The organism is Nocardia sp. NPDC051463, assembly GCF_040681975.1.
In the GTDB taxonomy this organism is placed as follows: Bacteria; Actinomycetota; Actinomycetes; order Mycobacteriales; family Mycobacteriaceae; genus Nocardia.
This window is the reverse complement of record NZ_JBFBAB010000023.1, coordinates 12,730-29,835: the sequence shown is the minus strand read 5'-3', so window position 1 is coordinate 29,835 and position 17,106 is coordinate 12,730. Positions and strand designations below refer to the sequence as shown.

Here is a 17,106-nt window from a genome sequence, read left to right as displayed (position 1 = left end):
CTCGGTAGCGCGGCGATCAACCGGGAACGGGCCGTCCGCGTCGGCATTCTGGGGTGGCTGACCGCCGTCTACATGGCCCTATGGGGTGACCTGAGCGTCGCCAATCTGCTGGCCGGGCTCGCCGTCGCCGCACTGATCATGGTGACACTGCCGCTGCCCCGGGTGCCGGTCGCCGGACGACTGCACCCGCTGTCGCTGGCCGAACTCATCGTGGTGAGTGTGTACTACGCCCTCGAATCCAGCCTCCAGGTCGCCTGGTTCGCGATCCGGCCCGCACCGCCACCGGTCTCCGGTGTGCTGCGACTGCGCATGGAGATCAAATCCGATCTGGTCCTCGCATTGTGCGCGGACCTGCTCAATCTGATTCCGGGAACCATGCTGCTCGAGATCGAGAAAGAACGCCGCGTCGTCTTCGTGCACGTGCTCGACGTGGGCAGCGACGCGGCCGTCGACAAGTTCCATCGGACCACCCGGCGGCTGGAACGACTGCTGATCGCCTCGTTCGAGCGCCCCGCCGAATGGCATCTCACCGAACCACCGGAGGTCAATAGATGACCGTCGTCGCCATTGTCGCCGCGGCGCTTTTGACGGCAGCGGCCGTGATCACCAGCTACCGTGTCCTCGCCGGACCGAGCACCCTGGACCGAGTCGTCGGCATCGACTCACTGATGGCGATCGCCGCCTCGGGGCTCGCGGTCTGGGCGGCCTACAGCGACGACACCACAGTGCTCCCCGCAATCGTCGCGCTGGCGCTCGTCGGGTTCCTCGGCTCGGCGGCCGTCGCCCGATTCCGGGTCAGGGACGACCAGTGACGCGCGGCGAGGACGACCGATGACACTGTGGCACTGGATTTCCGCCGTCCTGATCCTGTCCGGGGCCGTGCTCGCACTGACCGCCGCGATCGCGATCGTGCGCTTCCCCGACACCATGACGCGCATGCACGCCGCCACCAAACCGCAGGTAATCGGGCTGATCCTGGTGCTGGAAGGCGCAGCGATCCCACTGCGCGGCCGCGGCAACGTCTGGCTGCTCGTCCTCGTCGGCTTGTTCACCCTGCTCACCGCACCGGTCATCGCCCACCTGATCGGCCGCACCGCCTATCGCGAACAGCGCCACCGCGACGGCTTGTTCCGGGTCAACGAGCTCGGCGACGACATCGACGCGCCCTGACGGCTCCGGATACACCGGGACGCCTGCGCCTGCCGCCTGGATGAGGTCGAGTGCCTCGCGGACGTCGTAGCCGCGCTCTCCAGCGAGCGCTTATCGTGCTGGGCCCCCGGCCTCGCCGGGAAATCACGCGATGGACGGCGCGGTGAGCGCCTGATCCTTCGCCGCGAATCCGGGACGGCGAGCGAACCAGGTGGCGTGGAAGGCAGCGGCCATTGCCGCGAGCAACGCAAGCACGACTGTGCCTGCCAACACCGGGTATTCGGCCATCGGGACCGCGAGGTAACGGTAGGAGACCAACAGCGTCGTCAGGATTGCCGCGCCGAAGGCGACCACCCGGACGCGGAACAGACCCCAGCCACGTTCGGGTTCACGCAGCACCGACTCCACCGTCAGACAGAGCACCGCGCCCGCGACCAGGTCGACGCCGTAGTGGTAGCCGAAGCCGAGTGTCGCGGTCAGGGTGGCGAGCAACCAGAACGTGCCGCCCCAGCGCAGCCAGAGCGGCGCGCGGGCACCGTTGGTATCGCGACGAGTGTGCAGGAACACCGACAGCGCCCACGCCGTGTGCATGGACGGCATGCAGTTGCGCGGGGTCGCGGCATCGAACGGCAAAGGCGCGGGACTGTGGTCGATCGGCGGCAGCACGCCCGGCCAGAAATTGCCGACCTGCAGCCCGTGACCGTCCGAACCGAACGCGAACATCGGGCCGACGACCGGGAAGATCACGTAGATGACCGGACCGAGCAGGCCGAGCACCAGGAACGTCCGCACCAGATAGTGGCTCGGCCACTGCCCGGTGGGGACCACCCGGCGCAGCTGCCACACCGCAACGACGATCGCCGCGATCGGCAATTCGATGTACACCCAGTGCAGTACCGCGTAGACCGCGGGGCCGAGTGTGTCGAGGACCCGGCCCATCACCCACGACGGGTCGCCGAGGGCATGGTCGGCCAGCATGACGTACTCATCGAGCACCGTCGGCCGGGTGATCACCGTGACGTGCAGCCACACATCGCCGACCTTGGTCGCCACGATGAGCAAGGCGCCCAACGCCGCGGCCCGCAGCGCATTGCGCCGTTCGACACCTCGCCAACGCAGCCACGCGAGCACGGCCAGCCCGGTGAGCACGATCACCGGCCCGTTGCCGACGGTCACCGGGTCGCCTGCGAGCAGACGCCAGCCCGCACCCATCAGGTCGATGGCGACGGCCGCGCCGAGCGCGACGACCCGACGCCGCATCGATACACCGACGAGAGCGAGCACCAGCCCGGCCCACGGCACCGACATGGATTTAGGTGTGCCGACATAGTCGTGCCACACGCTTTCCAGCGGACCCTCGAAGCCCTGCGTGACGGCCACGATCTGCAGGGCGATCAGCAGGATCGGCACGGCGGCGACAGCGGCCGCCACCCACACCCGGGCATACGGCGTGCGCACCCGCGCAGCCGCACTTCCCACTCTGGAACCCGGATCTTCGACAAGCACGTCGACCATAGTAAACGGGGGATGAACGCCACCCCACTGGCCGACTGAACGTCAGTCGACCGAAACAGTGAGCAGACCTACTGGTCCAGCTCTTTGACCAGCGAGTCGACCACCGCGATCAGATCACCCTGGGCAGCCGCGGCGACTTTGCGTTGCCGCTGATACGACGCGCCACGCTCCGGAATCTCGGCGACCGATCGCAGTTCGTCGGCACATCCGAGCCGCTTGGCCGTCGGCTCCAACCGGTTCAGCACATCCATCAGATCGTCGGTGACCAACCGCTCGTTGCTGGCGGCATCCACGATGACGATCGCGTCGAGGCCGTAGCGGGCGGCCCGCCACTTGTTCTCCTGCACATGCCACGGCGGCAGCGTCGGCAACTGTTCGCCGTTCTCGACTCGCTGGTCGAGATCCACGATCAAGCAGTGGATGAACGCGGCCAGCGCCGATAGCTCCGCGCGCGTGGAGATGCCGTCGCAGATACGCACCTCGATCGTGCCCCACTTGGGCGCGGGCCTGATATCCCAGTGCATGCCGCCGAGCTGCTCGAACACCCCGGTTTTCATCTGGTCGTGCACGAAATGCTCGAACTCCGTCCAGTTTTCGAACTGGAACGGCAACCCTGCGGTGGGCAGCTGCTGGAACATCAGCGTCCGATTGCTCGCGTATCCGGTGTCCGAACCGGCCCACATCGGCGAAGAGGCCGACAGCGCGAGCAGATGCGGATACGACAGCAGCATCGAGTTCAGAATCGGAAAGACCTTGTCGCGGTGGGAAACCCCGACGTGCACGTGCACGCCCCAGATCATCATCTGGCGGCCCCACCACTGGGTGCGCTCGATCAGCTCGTCGTAGTGCGCCGAACGGGTGAGCTGCTGTGCCGACCACTGGGCGAACGGATGGGTGCCCGCGCAGAACAGGTCGACACCCAACGGGTCGGCGACCCGGCGCACGGATTCCATGGTGCCACTCAGATCGTCGACGGCCTCAGCGACAGTGTTGTGCACCCCGGTGACCAACTCGACGGTATTGCGCAGCAACTCCTTGGTGACCTGTGGGGTGCCGTCGTGCGCACGCAGGTCGCCCACCGAATCGAACACTTCCGCAGCCGTATTCGACAGATCTCGAGTGACCTTGTCGACCAGCGCGATCTCCCACTCGACGCCGATCGTCGGCCGGGGCGAACCTTGGAAGGGAACTTGCTCGATTCCTGCCCCGACCATATCGAACCTTGCTACTGGATGACACCACAGGCAACACGGCCACCCGCGTCGCCGGTTGCCAGACTGGTGTCGTCCGGGCCGGCAACGCCGTCGGCTCGAACATATCGGTTGGGGATGTTGCCGAAGTTATCGGCGTCGGCGTGGACGATCAGGGCCTTGCCCTTGATCTCTTCCAGGGTCACCGCATCGGTGGTCGTGACCAGCTTCGCCATACCGTCTTCGCGGACCTCGAGCGAGGTCAGATCGCCGCTGGCCGGGTGCGCGTTCGCGCTGCCGACCTGCAGGTGGCCGCCCGCCGAGAGGAAGGCGCCTGCCGGGCCGCCGGTGGGCGCGACCGAGTTGGCCTCGCACTTGCCGACCTGGTGGATGTGCAGCCCGTGGAATCCGGGCTTGAGGCCGTGGCCCTCGACCGTGACCTGCAGGTGTTTGCCGTCCTTGACGAAGTTCGCGGTGCCGACGGAGGCGCCCGCGGGGTCCTTGAGCTCAACCTTCACGCCACCGTTGGCGTCGGCGTTGCCGTGCTCGGTGCCGGATTCGGCGGCCGGAGCGGACGCACCGGTCCACACCGGAGGCGTCGTGCCCTTGACATCACTCGACTCCTGGCTGTTGGAACAGGCAGCGAGGCCGAAGACCGCGACCGCAAGCACCGGGGTCACAGTCCGCCAGGACGGGCGACGAGTTGTGGACGGGGCCATCGGGGAACTCCTTTACGAGTACCGAGTTTACGAGTAAAGCTGGGTGGACACGTTCGTTACCGGACAAGATGATGCCACGCCCGCCGTGTCGCGGAAGTGACCGGGCCGTGTCGCGGCGGGCCTCGGACCTCAGCTACCGGTGACGACGACGGTCACGCCCGAACCCGAATCACCGGCTCCGGTACCACGCGGTACTGCGGTGGCGCCGATTTCCGCGGCGATCGCCGTGGCCGCTTCTCTCTCGCCCGGCGTATTGCCATAGAACACAGTCGTTTTCGAGACATTCTCACCGGGATAGTTACCGACTTCGGCAACGTTCCAGCCACTGGCGCCGAGTTGGGTCGCGGTGCGTGCGGCCAATCCGGGTATCAGGCTGTTGTTCAGAACCCGCACCGGCACCGCGCGACTCGCGGCGGGGGTCGTGGTCGGCGGGGTGGTCGTCGGCGGGGTGGTCGTGGCCGGTGGGGTGGTCGTGGCCGGTGGGGTGGTCGTAGTCGGCGTCGCGGTGGTGGTGGCCGCCTCCGACGTCGATATCGCGGCCGTGGTGCGAACGACGACGGAAGTCGCCTGAACCTGTGACGCGGGCGATACGGCCTCCGATTCGTCCGCGCTCGCGGTGTCGGAGTCGGAACTCGACAGCGACATCGCACCGAGACCTGCGAAAACAATGGCCAGCGCGATCAACACCATCGCCAGCGCGCGCAACGGCGGTCCCCCGGAGGTGGGATTCGGGTAGCTCACCTGCTCGACCCTAGTCGCAATTCACAGCAACGGGTCATACCTGGAAGCCGAGCCGCCGTGCGGCCCTGGCCTTCTGCCTGCTCGCCCGCAGCCTGCGCAGGCGCTTCACCAGCATCGGGTCGGCGGCGAGCGCCTCCTGACGGTCCACGACCGCGTTGAGGACCTGGTAGTACCTGGTCGGCGACATACCGAACAGTTCGCGGATAGCCTCTTCCTTGGCGCCCGCGTACTTCCACCATTTACGTTCGAAGTCCAGAATGTCGCGCTCACGACGGCTCAAACCGTCGCTGTCACCGCCGTCGGCCTGTGTCGAGACCTCAACCAGGACATCATCGCTCACAGAAGGGCCGTCCTGGATCGCGGAAAGATTCCGTGCCGCTGCGCCGTCCATCTCGCTCCCTCGCCGAGTAACCACCAGACGAAAAATGATGCTTGTACGTCGCGGATCATTCAACCACGGGCCGCTGGGAATGCCGCATCCTCGTCGCGGCGTGTTCGCTACTCCCCGGTAACGCGCGTCACTCGGGTGTTCGCACCCTCACGGCGCACCGCTGGGCCGCCCCCGCAATAATTGCCCCATGGCAATCCTCCCCATCGTGATCGTCGGCGACCCCGTTCTGCACAACCCGACCGAACGGGTCACCCAGACACCGGAGGAGCTCGCGGAGCTGATCGCGGACATGTACGAGACGCTGGACGCCGCCAACGGCGTCGGCCTGGCCGCCAATCAGGTGGGCGTGCCGCTGCGGCTGTTCATCTACGACTGCCCGGATATCGGCGCCGACGGCAAGACGACACGGCGCAAGGGGGCGGTCATCAACCCGGTGCTGGAGACCTCGGAGATCCCCGAGGTCATGCCCGACCCCGATGACGACGAAGAGGGCTGCCTCTCGGTGCCCGGCGAGCAATTCCCCACCGGTCGGGCCGAGTGGGCTCGGGTCACCGGCATCGATGAGCACGGTGCACCTGTCGACATCGAGGGCAAGGGTTTCTTCGCACGCATGCTGCAGCATGAGGTCGGTCATCTCGACGGGTTCCTGTACGTCGATGTGCTGATCGGGCGTAACGCCCGCGCCGCGAAGAAGGCGATCAAGCGCAACGGCTGGGGCGCGCCCGGGGCGAGCTGGATTCCTGGCACCGTGCCCGATCCGTTCGGCCACGATGACTGACGCTGCGCTGCCCGATATTCCGCTGGGCAGGCGCGTGGTATTTCGCTATCGGCTGCCCACCGGTTATCCACAATCACTGACCGATGTGATCGGCGAACTCGTCTCACTGGATCCGCCGACGGTGCGCGCCACGGACGGACAGCTGATCGCGGTGGCGCCGGACCGGGTCGTCGCACTGAAAGCGTTGGGGCCGCGCCCTATTCGCACCAAAGAGATCCGAGCGCTGGAGGCCGCCGCGGCCAACGGATGGCCGGGAATCGAGCACGCCTGGATCGACGGCTGGTTGGTGCGCGCCGGACGCGGATACACCGGTCGCGCCAATTCGGCAGTGCCGCTGGGCAATTCCGCGGGGCCGGCGGAACTGGGCGCGGAAACGCTACACCGAATCGGCGAATGGTTCACCGGGCACGGACTGCCGTTGCAACTCCAGCTGCCCGATCGCCTCGCTCCCGTGCCGCCGGGTTGGCGCACCTGGAACGAGACCTTGGTGCTCGGCATCGACATCGACACCCTCGTACTGCCACAGGGGCCTTCGATGGTCCGAGTTGCGCCCACGCCCGACCCTGCCTGGTTGGACCTGCACCGGTTCAAGGGTGAAGACCCCGCGGCACAGGGTTATTCGCGGCCGACGCCGGAGCTCGACGTGCTGACCGCGGTGCAGGACGGCGAGGTCGGGTTCGCGTCACTCGGTCTGCCGCAACCGATCGCGATCGGCCGCGTCGCGCTCACCACCGCGCCGGACGGGCGTCGCTGGGTGGGGCTGACCTGTGTCGCGGTCGCCGCAGCGCATCGCAGGCACGGGCTCGGTTCGCTGGTGTGCGCCGAGCTGATCCGCTGGGGACACACACGTGGCGCCACCCATGCCTACATTCAGGTCGAAGCCGACAATGCCGCGGCCATGGCGATGTACCGCGATATGGGCTTCGTCGAGCACCACGCGTACCGATACGCCGCGCCGGAGGGCACTCGCTGAACCGCGCGGCCTGCGGTAGAACGGTCCTACAACCCACTGCGTAAGGAAGGCATCCGTGCGTCTCGCGACCTGGAACGTCAATTCGATCCGCTCCCGTCTCGATCGGGTCGCGGATTTCCTCGACCGCCAGGACATCGACGTGCTCGCGATGCAGGAAACCAAGTGTCGCGACGACCAGTTCCCGTTCGAGCGCTTCGACGAACTCGGCTATGAGGTGGCCCACCTCGGCGTGAACCAGTGGAACGGTGTCGCGATCGCCTCCCGGGTCGGTCTGGAAAACGTGGAACTCGCCTTCCCCTCCCAGCCCGGCTTCGACAAGGACGCGGGCGAATCACTGATCAGCACCCCGGTGGTGGAATCGCGCGCGCTCGGCGCCACCTGCGGCGGCGTGCGGGTCTGGAGCCTGTACGTCCCCAACGGCCGCACCCTGACCGACCCGCATTACACCTACAAGCTGGAATGGCTCGCCGCCCTGCGTGACAACGGCGCCAAGTGGCTCACCGACGACCCCGAGGCCCAGATCGCCCTGGTCGGCGACTGGAATATCGCCCCGACCGACGACGACGTCTGGTCGGTCGAATACTTCGCCGACAAGACCCATATCTCCCAGCCCGAACGCGACGCCTTCACCGCCGTCCTCGACACCGGCTTCACCGACGTCATGCGCCCTTTCGCCCCCGGCCCCGGCGTCTACACCTACTGGGACTACACCCAGCTGCGCTTCCCCCGTAAAGAGGGCATGCGCATCGACTTCATCCTCGCCTCTCCCACCCTCGCCGCCCGCACCACGGACGCTGTAGTCGACCGTGAGGAACGAAAAGGCAAGGGCGCCAGCGACCACGCCCCCGTCATCGCCGAATTCACCGCCTGAGATATGGGCGCGTTCAGCGCACCCAGTCCTTCAATGGTTCGGTGTTCAGCTCCACATCCACCGGTTCGGGCAACCTGACGGTGGCCCCGAAAGGCACGGTAAGAATCCGTTCGTACCGGCTGCCGCGCGGCTCACTATGGACGGTCACCTCACACGAATCTCGATCGATCAGTAGATACACAGGTATGCCGGTGTCCGCGTAAGCCAGCGGCTTTTCCTGCCGATCGCGCCGGTCGGTGCCCTGGTCATCGGATGTCACTTCGACAACAAGCAGAACCGGGCCCGGATCGGCCCACTCCCCTTGCCCGACAAAGGCATCGGCTGCAGCGAGTGCACCGTCCGGCCGAGCGCGGCCTTTCCGGTAGCGGTCGACCCGCAGTCCTTGCTCCGGGGTCAGAAACAGTTCGGGACGGAACATCATGAATGTTCGGATCAACCACTGCATGATCCGGCCGTGATCCCCATCCGGCATTGCCTTGGCCCCCAGTTGTCCGTCGATGAACTCGAGTCGCACACCCTCTGCAATACGATCGGCAGCCCGGGCGAGTTCTTCGAACTCCTCGGTCGTCATGAATGACTCGTGCACGGCGGTCATGTCCTAACGATACGGGGCGCAATCGATCAAAGGCCGATCAGCGCAGGACAGCGTCAGGATATCGCCGCCGGAGCGGCGAGTCGGGCTCCGAACGGCGATCCGGCGAGCCTCAGCCTGCCGACGCCGCCTACTGAACGGCGCGGCCAAATCATAGCAATGATGCATTACCTTGGGGCGCCCTGAATCGGCCGCACCGGTTCAGCGTCGCATCCGCCGCCCATGAATCACCCAGCGCCACATACTGGGGAACCCGATCCTGGACCACAAAGGCGCACGTCCCGACGGCGGTGAACTACCGGTTCATGACATAAACCCCGGCGTGCGCCCGAGCCTGGCCGAGTACCTGCTCGAACCGCGCCCGATCGGCGACGGGACGACGGATGAGGTCGAGCGCGCGCGTCTGCTGGGCCTTGGTCGCGGCGGGCTTGGTGTGCAGCGTCAGTGCGTTTCTGGAGAATTCGCGCACGAAACCGTCGAAGATCTGGTCCAGCACATCCGCACCGGTGCCCTCGATCTCGGCTTGCTCCAGGATCAGCTGCGCGTAGGGCACCGCGGTGAACAGTTCGCCGAGCGCGAAGAGGAAGTCGACGTCGCGCTGTTGTGCGGCGGTCGGCGCGGCGGCGGCGAGCAGGGTCTGGAAGGCGAGGGCCTGGTCGAAGAAGACCGCGACATTCGGTATGTGCGTGAACTTTTCGAAGACCGGACGCCAATCACGGAATCGGATACGGCCGAGGCCGCTGCTCGGCCCCTGCCGGAACAGGAACTCGTCGTCGGCCGCGTCGCGCCGCGTCGGCACCGTCGGGTAGCTCGCGCCTGCGAGCTCCGTGCGCAGCTTCGGCACCGCCGCTGCAGCACGCGGCGCGAGCTGCCTGCTCGACCAGCTCAACGCCGTGGAGACCGCGCGCACCGTACTCTTGGGCACCACCCCCGCGCCGGGCAGCAAGCGCAGCGCGGCCAGCCCGGCATCGATGGGATGGAACATGTAGTTGGCCATGAACTTCAGCGACAACGCCATGTTCACATGCACCGTGCCCTCGAGACGTGGTAGCCCGAAGAGGCCGAGCATCGCCATCGGGAAGTACATGTCGTTCTCGAAACCACGGGCGGCGATCACATCCGCGAGGTCCTCGACGATCCGCTGACCCTGGCGGGTGACGGTCATCTTCTCGATCGCGTTGAACAACAGGTAGCGGCGGTCCTCCGGCGCGGCGCAGCGCAGGTAATCGATGGCCCGCTCGCTGTAGAGCTTCATGCCGATCAGTCGCGCGTAGGAGTCGGTCAGCAACGACCGCACCTGCGGGAACTCGGTTACCCGGTGACCGAACAGTATTCGGTCCTCCGCATGCGTAATCGCCTCGTAGTAGGCATGTTCGCACGCGCCTACCGCGCCGAAGCCGAGGTTGAACTTGCCGACGTTCACGGTGTTCATCGCGGCATGGAACGCGTCCTCACCGCGGTGCAGGATGTCCTCCTCGGCGACCGGATACTGCTCCAGATCGAAGGCGGCGACATACATCTGACTGTCGACGACATTGCGGCGCAGCTTGTAGTTCTTGTGCTTGCTGTCGGCAACGAAGAACAGATACCCCTCGTAATCTTCCTGCGTCGGCTTGCTGTCGAGCGCCTTGGCGCTGTCGATGATCGGTTTGTCCGCGCGGCGGCCGAACACCGACACCATGGCAGCCAGGTTGCCATTGCCGATGTAGTGCTTGCTGCCGGTGGCGGTGTATCCGCCGCCGGGGTGAGGCTCCAACACCGTGTCGGTGGAGTAGACGTCGGCGCCGTGCTCCTTCTCCGACAGACCGAAGGCGAAAATCTCGCCGGAATCCAGCAGTGCGGCGGCCTTCCGCTTGGCCGCTGTGTTGTCGCTCTGCCAGATCGGGCCGAGCCCGAGGATGGTGACCTGCCAGACGTACCAGTAGGACATGCCATAGAAGCCGAGGATCTTGCTCAGCATCGCGATCCGTGCGGTGTCCCAGCGCTTGTTCGGATCACCGTTCGCCTCGGCGGCGGGCGTGAGGAAGGTGGCGAACACTCGCTCGCGCTTGACGAAATCGAGGAAGTCGGCGTACCAGATCCGATCCCGATCATCGCTCTTGAGCGCTGCCTTGCCGCGGGATTCGAACCAATCGACCGTGGCGCGCAACAGCCTGCGGGTCTGCGCGTCGAACTCGGCGAACTCGCTGGTCTTCGGATTGAACAGGGTTGTGGTCATCGATGACTCCTCGGCGTGGTCGGCGATTTCATTCGCGACTGTAGCATTATTGTTCGTCAACGTAGGAACCTGATTTTACGCGCAAGACCAGGGATAACCGTGGCAATCGCACTGATATCGTTGCTCTTCATGGGTAGCGAGTCGGCCGTTCAGCGACGGCAGCGGGCACAGCATTTGGGCCCCGAGCGGCGCCGCCCTCAAGTGCTGGACACCGCGCTGGCGATCGCCGTGGACAACGGCATCGCGGCGGTCACCATGGCCGCCATCGCCGAGCGCATGAATGTGACGAGGCCCGTGGTCTACGCATGCTTCGCCGATCGCGTCGAACTGATCGAGGCCCTCATCCAACGGGAGGAGAGTTATCTCGTCGACGGACTGCTCGAGGTACTGCCGGCGCGCGATGTCGATGCGGGCGAGACCGTGTTCATCGAAGGCTTCCGCGCACTGCTCGAGCAGGCGGCCGATCGCCCCGATGCGTGGCGGCTGCTGTACGGCAATCCGGATCCCGCCGTTGCGGATTCGTTCGGACGTGGCCGCAAGCTCGCGGTCGAGCGCTGCACCACCCTGCTGCGCCCCACGCTGCGCGCCTGGGGCACCGAGGACGCCGACCGGAAGCTGGCTGCCCTGGTGGAGCTGTGGGTGTCGGCGGGCGAGGGCGCGGTACGCACCTTGCTCACGGGCGAGGGCGGCTGGGATCCGCAGAGCCTCGGCACCTTCGTCGGCGCCGCGGTGTATCGCGCGCTGCGCAACGCCTGAGGCGCATCGCGGCCCGCTCCCGCCGCACACCCCTGCCGCCGCCGGCCACTGCGCGGCTCAACAATTGTTCAGCAGGTAAGCGGCATCGCTAGGCTAAATGCTCGGCTACACGGTGATGTCCCGACAGAATGCGCACCAATCGGGCCAATTTTGCCACCGTTGGGCAACACCGCTCACTACCATGGGTGGTAAATATCGGACCAGCGGCCGGAGGTGCGGTCATGGCGTTCTATCGGCAGGTGGGATCGGTGCCGCCGAAGCGGCACACCCAGCACCGGGACGAGAGCGGGCGACTCTATTACGAGGAGCTGATGGGTGAGGAGGGCTTCTCCGGCGACTCGTCATTGCTCTATCACCGCGGCCTGCCGCCTGCGATCGTCGACTCCACGGTCTGGGAACTGCCCGACCAGTCCACGACACCGAATCATCCACTGCGCCATCGACACTTACGTCTGCACACCCTCTTCCCCGGTGATTCGCCCGCCGAGACCGATCCCGTCACCGGCCGGCGGCTGCTGCTCGGGAACGCCGATGTCCGCATCTCCTACGTGGTCGCCAAGGGCGGCTCGCCGCTGTACCGCAATGCCATCGGTGACGAATTGGTGTACGTGGAATCCGGTGCCGCAGTGCTGGAGACGGTCTTCGGCGCGATCGCCGCGCGACAGGGCGATCAGGTGCTCATTCCGAGGGCGACAACGCACCGCTGGCTGCCCAGCGGGCCCGATCCGCTGCGCGCGTACGTGATCGAGGCGTCCGGTCACATCACGCCACCCAAGCGCTACTTGTCGAAATTCGGCCAGCTGCTGGAACATTCGCCGTACTGCGAGCGCGATCTACACGGACCGACGGAGCCGTTGACCGCGACGGGTACCGAGATCGAGGTCTTGGTGAAGCACCGGCCGGGCGGCCGCGTCGTCGGCACCAGGATGATCTACGCGACGCACCCGTTCGACGTGGTCGGCTGGGACGGCTGCCTCTACCCGCTCACCTTCAACATCGCCGACTTCGAGCCGATCACCGGACGCGTGCACCAGCCGCCACCCGCCCATCAGGCGTTCGAGGGCATCAACTTCGTGGTGTGCAATTTCGTGCCGCGCAAGGTCGACTACCACCCGCTGTCGATCCCGGTGCCGTACTACCACTCGAATGTCGACTCCGACGAGATCATGTTCTACTGCGGCGGAAACTACGAGGCACGAAAGGGTTCCGGCATCGGCCAGGGCTCGGTGTCGGTGCATCCCGGCGGTTACGCGCACGGACCGCAGCCCGGAGCCTATGAGCGCAGTATCGGCCTCGACTTCTTCGACGAATTGGCCGTCATGGTCGACACCTTCCGGCCACTGGAACTCGGCGAGGGGGCGCTGGCGTGTGAGGATCCCGGATACGCCTGGACGTGGTCGAATCGAGGTCCACAGCAGTGAACAAGCGCATCGAGGTCCGCCCTCGCTCGCTCTACGGACCCGACAACCTGCCCTATTGTGTGTTCGCGCCCGCCGAGGGCGATTATCGCGTCGGCGCTCGACTGGCCGATTCGGTCATCGATCTCGCCGTGGCACTCGATGATCCGGTCTTCGCACAGCCGAGTCTCAATGCGTTCATGGCGCAGGGCCCGCGGCGCTGGCGCGAGGCGCGCGACCAGCTCCGCACGTTGGTCGATGGCGAAATCCGCGCCGAGGCGGTATATCTGCTGGCCGATGTCACCTTGGCGCTGCCGGTACAGATCGGCGACTACGTCGACTTCTACGCCAGCATCGATCACGCCAGCAACCTCGGTCGACTGTTCCGTCCGGATTCCGAACCGCTGCTGCCCAATTGGCGGCACCTACCGGTCGGATACCACGGCAGATCCGGCACCGTCGTCGCGTCTGGAACCGGCATCGCCCGCCCCCGCGGTCAGCGTCGAACCGATTCGGGCACAGCAGATTTCGGCCCGACAAGGCGGCTGGATATCGAAGCCGAGCTCGGCTTCGTGGTCGGCGTCGGCTCCGAACTCGGCGCATCGATCGAGACCACCGAGTTCGCCGACCACGTCTTCGGCGTTGCCCTCGTCAACGATTGGTCCGCCCGCGATATCCAGGCCTGGGAGTATCAGCCGCTGGGCCCGTTCCTCGGTAAATCGTTCGCCACCTCGCTCTCACCCTGGGTGACTCCACTGGCGGCGCTGGAGTCCGCCCGCATCCCACTGCCCGAACAAACCCCCGAGCCACTGCCCTACCTCCGGGAGACCGAGAAGTGGGGCCTCGATATCGATCTCACGGTCACCTGGAACGGCACGCCGGTCTCCTACCCGCCCTACAGCCGCATGTACTGGTCTCCGGCGCAGATGCTGGCCCACCTCACGGCGAACGGCGCCGCCACCCGCACGGGCGACCTCTACGCGTCGGGGACCATTTCCGGACCAGCACAGCAACAGCGCGGCTCGTTCATCGAATTGTCCTGGGGCGGTGCCGAACCGGTGTCGATCAACGGGCAACTGCGCACCTTCCTGGAAGACGGCGACGAGGTGGTCATCACCGCGACCGCCCCTGGACCAGCGGGCACTCGCCTCGGACTCGGCGAGGTCCGGGGCCGCATCCTGCCTGCCGCGCAGCGTTAGCCCCTGGAATCGAGGGCTACGGCGCGGCAATTCCGGTCGGTAGCGTGTGGACCGGAGGAGGCATCCGCCGGGGTACATAGAAGAGAAGGACTTGATGAAGCGTTCTATTGCCGGAGTCGTCGTCGCCGCAGCTTTGCTCGTTCCCGGCCAACTGGTCTCCGCAGCCTCGGCCTCCGCCGCGAGTGCGCCTACCGCGGTTGCGGATTCCGGATCCGGCGGATGCACCTCCAGCCAGCCCCCGACGTGCAGTTCGCCGGTGGTTGGCGTGATCATCGGCTTGCTCAGCGCGCTGTCCACCGGTTCGGCGAACGGCGGGACCAAGTAGGCGAATTCGCCATCATGCCGACCGGCGCCCATCCCCGCTCGCGGACGAGGTGGGCGCCGGCTGGGTCCTGAGCTGATCCGCTCACGAAATATCCACGGCCGCCGTGCAGTCCGACCTAGCCGACGGCCGTCCGGCCCGCGTCGACAACGGCGAGGAATGCCGTCAGGTCACCGGCCAAACTCTCTACTGCGTCCGGTACACCGCCATCGTCGTGATGATGCAGCCAGTCCGTGACCAACTCGAACATGCCGCCGATGGTGGCAAGCGCCAGCGCGAGTCGACGATGTTCGTCGGCGGCGTCCACGGCGGCCTTCGTCGACCATTGGTCGTCGAGGAAGGCCGCGGCCCAGCGCCGATTGATCCGCCGCTGCTTCTCGACGACCGTCGATATGCCGCCGGACTCGCCGAAGGTCACCCGCGCCAGCCGCGGATCATCGGCGATCGCATGCACGAACGCGGCGATGACAGCGGCGCCGCGCTGCGGCCAGTCCAGTCCGGCGGCCGCGGCGGCGCCCGCGATGACCCGTTGCTGGATCTGCTCGGTGAGCTTCACCAGCAGTGCGACGTAGCAGGCTTCCTTGCTGTCGAAATGATCGTAGAAGCCCTTTGTTCCGACATAGGCGTGCTGGCAGATCTGTTCGATCGATGTCCCCGAAAAGCTCTGCACAGCAAACAGTTCGGTGGCGGCGTCGAGCAACTGATTGCGTCGCTGCGTGCTGCGTTGTTCGGCATCGAGGCCGCGGATCCGACGCCGCACCGATTCCGGTTCGGGCCGCGCGGCAGAGGTGCTGCGGGTCATCTCTCGACCATAGCCGGAGCAATTTCAACAAGAGGTCTTGTTGGTAATTAGAGTTCATGTTGTAATCACTTGCACGTCGATGAGGGGAAGGACTGACGTGTCAGTGATCAATGGAGATCGGACCGCGGCACGCGTTGTGGCGATGGCAGTGACCTTGGCCGTCGTGCTGACAAGCGCACTACTGGCCGGCGGCCTCACCGCCACCCCGGCAGCTGCGGCGCCGCCACTGCCGCACCATGATTCGTTCTATCAACCGACCGAGGGATTCGAATCGCAGGAACCGGGCACCCTCTTGCGGTCGCGGGAGGTGCAGCTGTCTGTGCTGACCCTGCTCCCGCTGAATGTGCGCTCGTGGCAGCTGCTGTATCGCACCACCGACCTGTTCGGGAAGCCCACCGCGGCCGTCACGACGGTGGTACTGCCCGCGGGCGCCGATCCGAACCGGGCCCGACCGCTGGTCTCGCTGCAGTTCTACTACGACAGCGCGAGTCCCGACTGCGCACCGTCGTTCGTGCTGCGACAGGGCGGCGGACGCGCGGGCGCCGAGGGCATCCATTCGCAGAGCGAGCTGATCGCGCTGGCGGCGCTGATCAGCCAGGGTTGGGCGATCTCGATCCCGGACTACGAGGGCCTCGACGGCCATCTCGCCGTGGCCGAAGAACCCGGATATATGACCCTCGACGGGATTCGCGCCGCGGAACGATTCGAGCCGCTCGGCCTGGACGGCACGGACACGCCGGTAGCCATGTGGGGTTACTCGGGCGGCGGTATGGGCAGCGGGTGGGCGGCCGAAATGCAGCCGGGCTACGCGCCGGAGCTGAACGTCAAAGGTGTCGCGCTCGGTGCGCCGACCTCCGATGTGGTCTCGCTGCTGCACGTCAACGGGTCGATGTTCGCCAGCCTCATCGGCATCGGCATCTCCTCGCTGCGCAAGGCGTACCCGAGCTTCAAGGAAGCCGCCGACCGGTACCTGACCCCCGAAGGCCGGGCGCTGATGGACCGGACCGAGCGTCAGTGCCTGCCACGTAACGCACTGACCATGATGTTCATCGACTACCAGCGGCTACTGACAATTCCGATCGCGGATTTCCTCGCGGTTCCGGAAATCAAGGAGGTCTTCGACGCCACGGTGCTGGGCCGCAATATCCCCACCGCGCCGATCTTCCTCTACCAGGGCGTCTTCGACGAGGCGGTGCCGTGGTGGACCAATGACCGGCTGGCACGGCAGTACTGTGCGGGGGGCGCGTCGGTCATCTACACGCGCGATCATCTCAGCGAGCATCTGACACTGCCGACGCTGGGCATGGGACAGACCTTCAACTGGCTGAAGTCGCGGCTCGCGCCGAATGCCCCCGAGCAGGTCGGCTGCCGAACCGACAACGTCGTGTCCATGCTGGCCGACACCAATGCGCTGCTGTCCCAGATCGAGATCAATCTCAATGCCACCTTCGGCGCCCTCGGGTACCCTATCGGCCCGCGCGAGCGCTGATCGA

Annotated in this window: 19 protein-coding genes; 11 read left to right on the top strand and 8 right to left on the bottom strand. The window is 66.2% G+C overall.

The window, feature by feature from the left end; all coding sequences use genetic code 11:
• Positions 1 to 15 precede the first annotated feature (15 nt).
• Genes AB0M74_RS25635 through mnhG form a run of 3 tightly spaced genes read left to right on the top strand, consistent with a single transcriptional unit; the run spans position 16 to position 1,170 of the window.
• Positions 16 to 555 (top strand): Na+/H+ antiporter subunit E, encoded by a 540-nt coding sequence (locus tag AB0M74_RS25635; protein WP_366528918.1) that lies wholly within the window; start codon positions 16 to 18, stop codon positions 553 to 555.
• Entirely contained in the window at positions 552 to 812 is a 261-nt protein-coding gene (locus tag AB0M74_RS25630; protein WP_366528834.1) for a monovalent cation/H+ antiporter complex subunit F, read from the top strand. Before AB0M74_RS25635 ends, AB0M74_RS25630 begins: the two co-directional genes overlap by 4 nt.
• A gap of 19 nt (positions 813 to 831) precedes the next feature.
• Positions 832 to 1,170 (top strand): monovalent cation/H(+) antiporter subunit G, encoded by a 339-nt coding sequence (mnhG, locus tag AB0M74_RS25625; RefSeq protein ID WP_366528833.1) that lies wholly within the window; start codon positions 832 to 834, stop codon positions 1,168 to 1,170.
• A gap of 123 nt (positions 1,171 to 1,293) precedes the next feature.
• Here mnhG and AB0M74_RS25620 read toward each other — a convergent pair whose 3' ends face one another.
• The 5 genes from AB0M74_RS25620 to AB0M74_RS25600 form a co-directional block, all read right to left on the bottom strand.
• Entirely contained in the window at positions 1,294 to 2,664 is a 1,371-nt protein-coding gene (locus AB0M74_RS25620; protein ID WP_366528832.1) for a DUF5933 domain-containing protein, read from the bottom strand.
• Positions 2,665 to 2,732: 68 nt separating this feature from the next.
• The gene (locus tag AB0M74_RS25615) at positions 2,733 to 3,878 is read right to left on the bottom strand and encodes a glutamate--cysteine ligase (RefSeq protein ID WP_366528831.1); all 1,146 of its coding nucleotides are present in this window, start codon (positions 3,876 to 3,878) and stop codon (positions 2,733 to 2,735) included.
• Between the two features lie 11 nt (positions 3,879 to 3,889).
• Positions 3,890 to 4,573, bottom strand: coding sequence for a superoxide dismutase family protein (locus tag AB0M74_RS25610; protein WP_366528830.1), 684 nt, complete (start codon positions 4,571 to 4,573; stop codon positions 3,890 to 3,892).
• A 129-nt stretch (positions 4,574 to 4,702) separates the two neighbouring features.
• Positions 4,703 to 5,314, bottom strand: coding sequence for a LytR C-terminal domain-containing protein (locus AB0M74_RS25605; RefSeq protein WP_366528829.1), 612 nt, complete (start codon positions 5,312 to 5,314; stop codon positions 4,703 to 4,705).
• 34 nt (positions 5,315 to 5,348) lie between these two features.
• Positions 5,349 to 5,705, bottom strand: a complete 357-nt coding sequence (locus AB0M74_RS25600; protein ID WP_366528828.1) for a DUF3263 domain-containing protein — start codon at positions 5,703 to 5,705, stop codon at positions 5,349 to 5,351.
• A 187-nt stretch (positions 5,706 to 5,892) separates the two neighbouring features.
• Here AB0M74_RS25600 and AB0M74_RS25595 point away from each other — a divergent pair, with 187 nt between their 5' ends.
• The 3 genes from AB0M74_RS25595 to AB0M74_RS25585 are packed head-to-tail and all read left to right on the top strand — an operon-like array spanning position 5,893 to position 8,327.
• On the top strand, positions 5,893 to 6,483 hold the full coding sequence (locus tag AB0M74_RS25595; protein WP_366528827.1) for a peptide deformylase: 591 nt from the start codon (positions 5,893 to 5,895) through the stop codon (positions 6,481 to 6,483).
• On the top strand, positions 6,476 to 7,456 hold the full coding sequence (locus tag AB0M74_RS25590) for a GNAT family N-acetyltransferase (protein WP_366528826.1): 981 nt from the start codon (positions 6,476 to 6,478) through the stop codon (positions 7,454 to 7,456). The genes AB0M74_RS25595 and AB0M74_RS25590 overlap by 8 nt, the downstream gene beginning before the upstream one ends.
• A gap of 55 nt (positions 7,457 to 7,511) precedes the next feature.
• Positions 7,512 to 8,327, top strand: a complete 816-nt coding sequence (locus AB0M74_RS25585) for an exodeoxyribonuclease III (RefSeq protein WP_366528825.1) — start codon at positions 7,512 to 7,514, stop codon at positions 8,325 to 8,327.
• Positions 8,328 to 8,340: 13 nt separating this feature from the next.
• Here AB0M74_RS25585 and AB0M74_RS25580 read toward each other — a convergent pair whose 3' ends face one another.
• Both AB0M74_RS25580 and AB0M74_RS25575 read right to left on the bottom strand, forming a co-directional pair.
• Positions 8,341 to 8,922, bottom strand: coding sequence for a Uma2 family endonuclease (locus AB0M74_RS25580; protein ID WP_366528824.1), 582 nt, complete (start codon positions 8,920 to 8,922; stop codon positions 8,341 to 8,343).
• A 292-nt stretch (positions 8,923 to 9,214) separates the two neighbouring features.
• Positions 9,215 to 11,137 (bottom strand): acyl-CoA dehydrogenase family protein, encoded by a 1,923-nt coding sequence (locus AB0M74_RS25575; RefSeq protein ID WP_366528823.1) that lies wholly within the window; start codon positions 11,135 to 11,137, stop codon positions 9,215 to 9,217.
• A gap of 129 nt (positions 11,138 to 11,266) precedes the next feature.
• Here AB0M74_RS25575 and AB0M74_RS25570 point away from each other — a divergent pair, with 129 nt between their 5' ends.
• From AB0M74_RS25570 to AB0M74_RS25555, 4 genes are all read left to right on the top strand, one after another.
• Complete coding sequence (locus AB0M74_RS25570; RefSeq protein WP_366528822.1) at positions 11,267 to 11,893, top strand: TetR/AcrR family transcriptional regulator; 627 nt, start codon at positions 11,267 to 11,269, stop codon at positions 11,891 to 11,893.
• A gap of 221 nt (positions 11,894 to 12,114) precedes the next feature.
• Positions 12,115 to 13,314 carry a homogentisate 1,2-dioxygenase domain-containing protein gene (locus tag AB0M74_RS25565; RefSeq protein ID WP_366528821.1) on the top strand — a complete coding sequence of 400 codons (1,200 nt, stop codon included), beginning with the start codon at positions 12,115 to 12,117 and terminating at the stop codon, positions 13,312 to 13,314.
• A complete protein-coding gene (gene fahA, locus AB0M74_RS25560; protein WP_366528820.1) occupies positions 13,311 to 14,489 on the top strand; it encodes a fumarylacetoacetase in 1,179 nt (392 codons plus the stop codon). Before AB0M74_RS25565 ends, fahA begins: the two co-directional genes overlap by 4 nt.
• Positions 14,490 to 14,583: 94 nt before the next feature.
• Positions 14,584 to 14,814 carry a hypothetical protein gene (locus AB0M74_RS25555; protein ID WP_366528819.1) on the top strand — a complete coding sequence of 77 codons (231 nt, stop codon included), beginning with the start codon at positions 14,584 to 14,586 and terminating at the stop codon, positions 14,812 to 14,814.
• Positions 14,815 to 14,929: 115 nt separating this feature from the next.
• Here the strand turns inward: AB0M74_RS25555 and AB0M74_RS25550 are convergent, their stop codons facing one another.
• Entirely contained in the window at positions 14,930 to 15,613 is a 684-nt protein-coding gene (locus AB0M74_RS25550; RefSeq protein ID WP_366528818.1) for a TetR/AcrR family transcriptional regulator, read from the bottom strand.
• 97 nt (positions 15,614 to 15,710) lie between these two features.
• Here AB0M74_RS25550 and AB0M74_RS25545 point away from each other — a divergent pair, with 97 nt between their 5' ends.
• Positions 15,711 to 17,102 carry a lipase family protein gene (locus AB0M74_RS25545; protein WP_366528817.1) on the top strand — a complete coding sequence of 464 codons (1,392 nt, stop codon included), beginning with the start codon at positions 15,711 to 15,713 and terminating at the stop codon, positions 17,100 to 17,102.
• Positions 17,103 to 17,106: the final 4 nt, after the last annotated feature.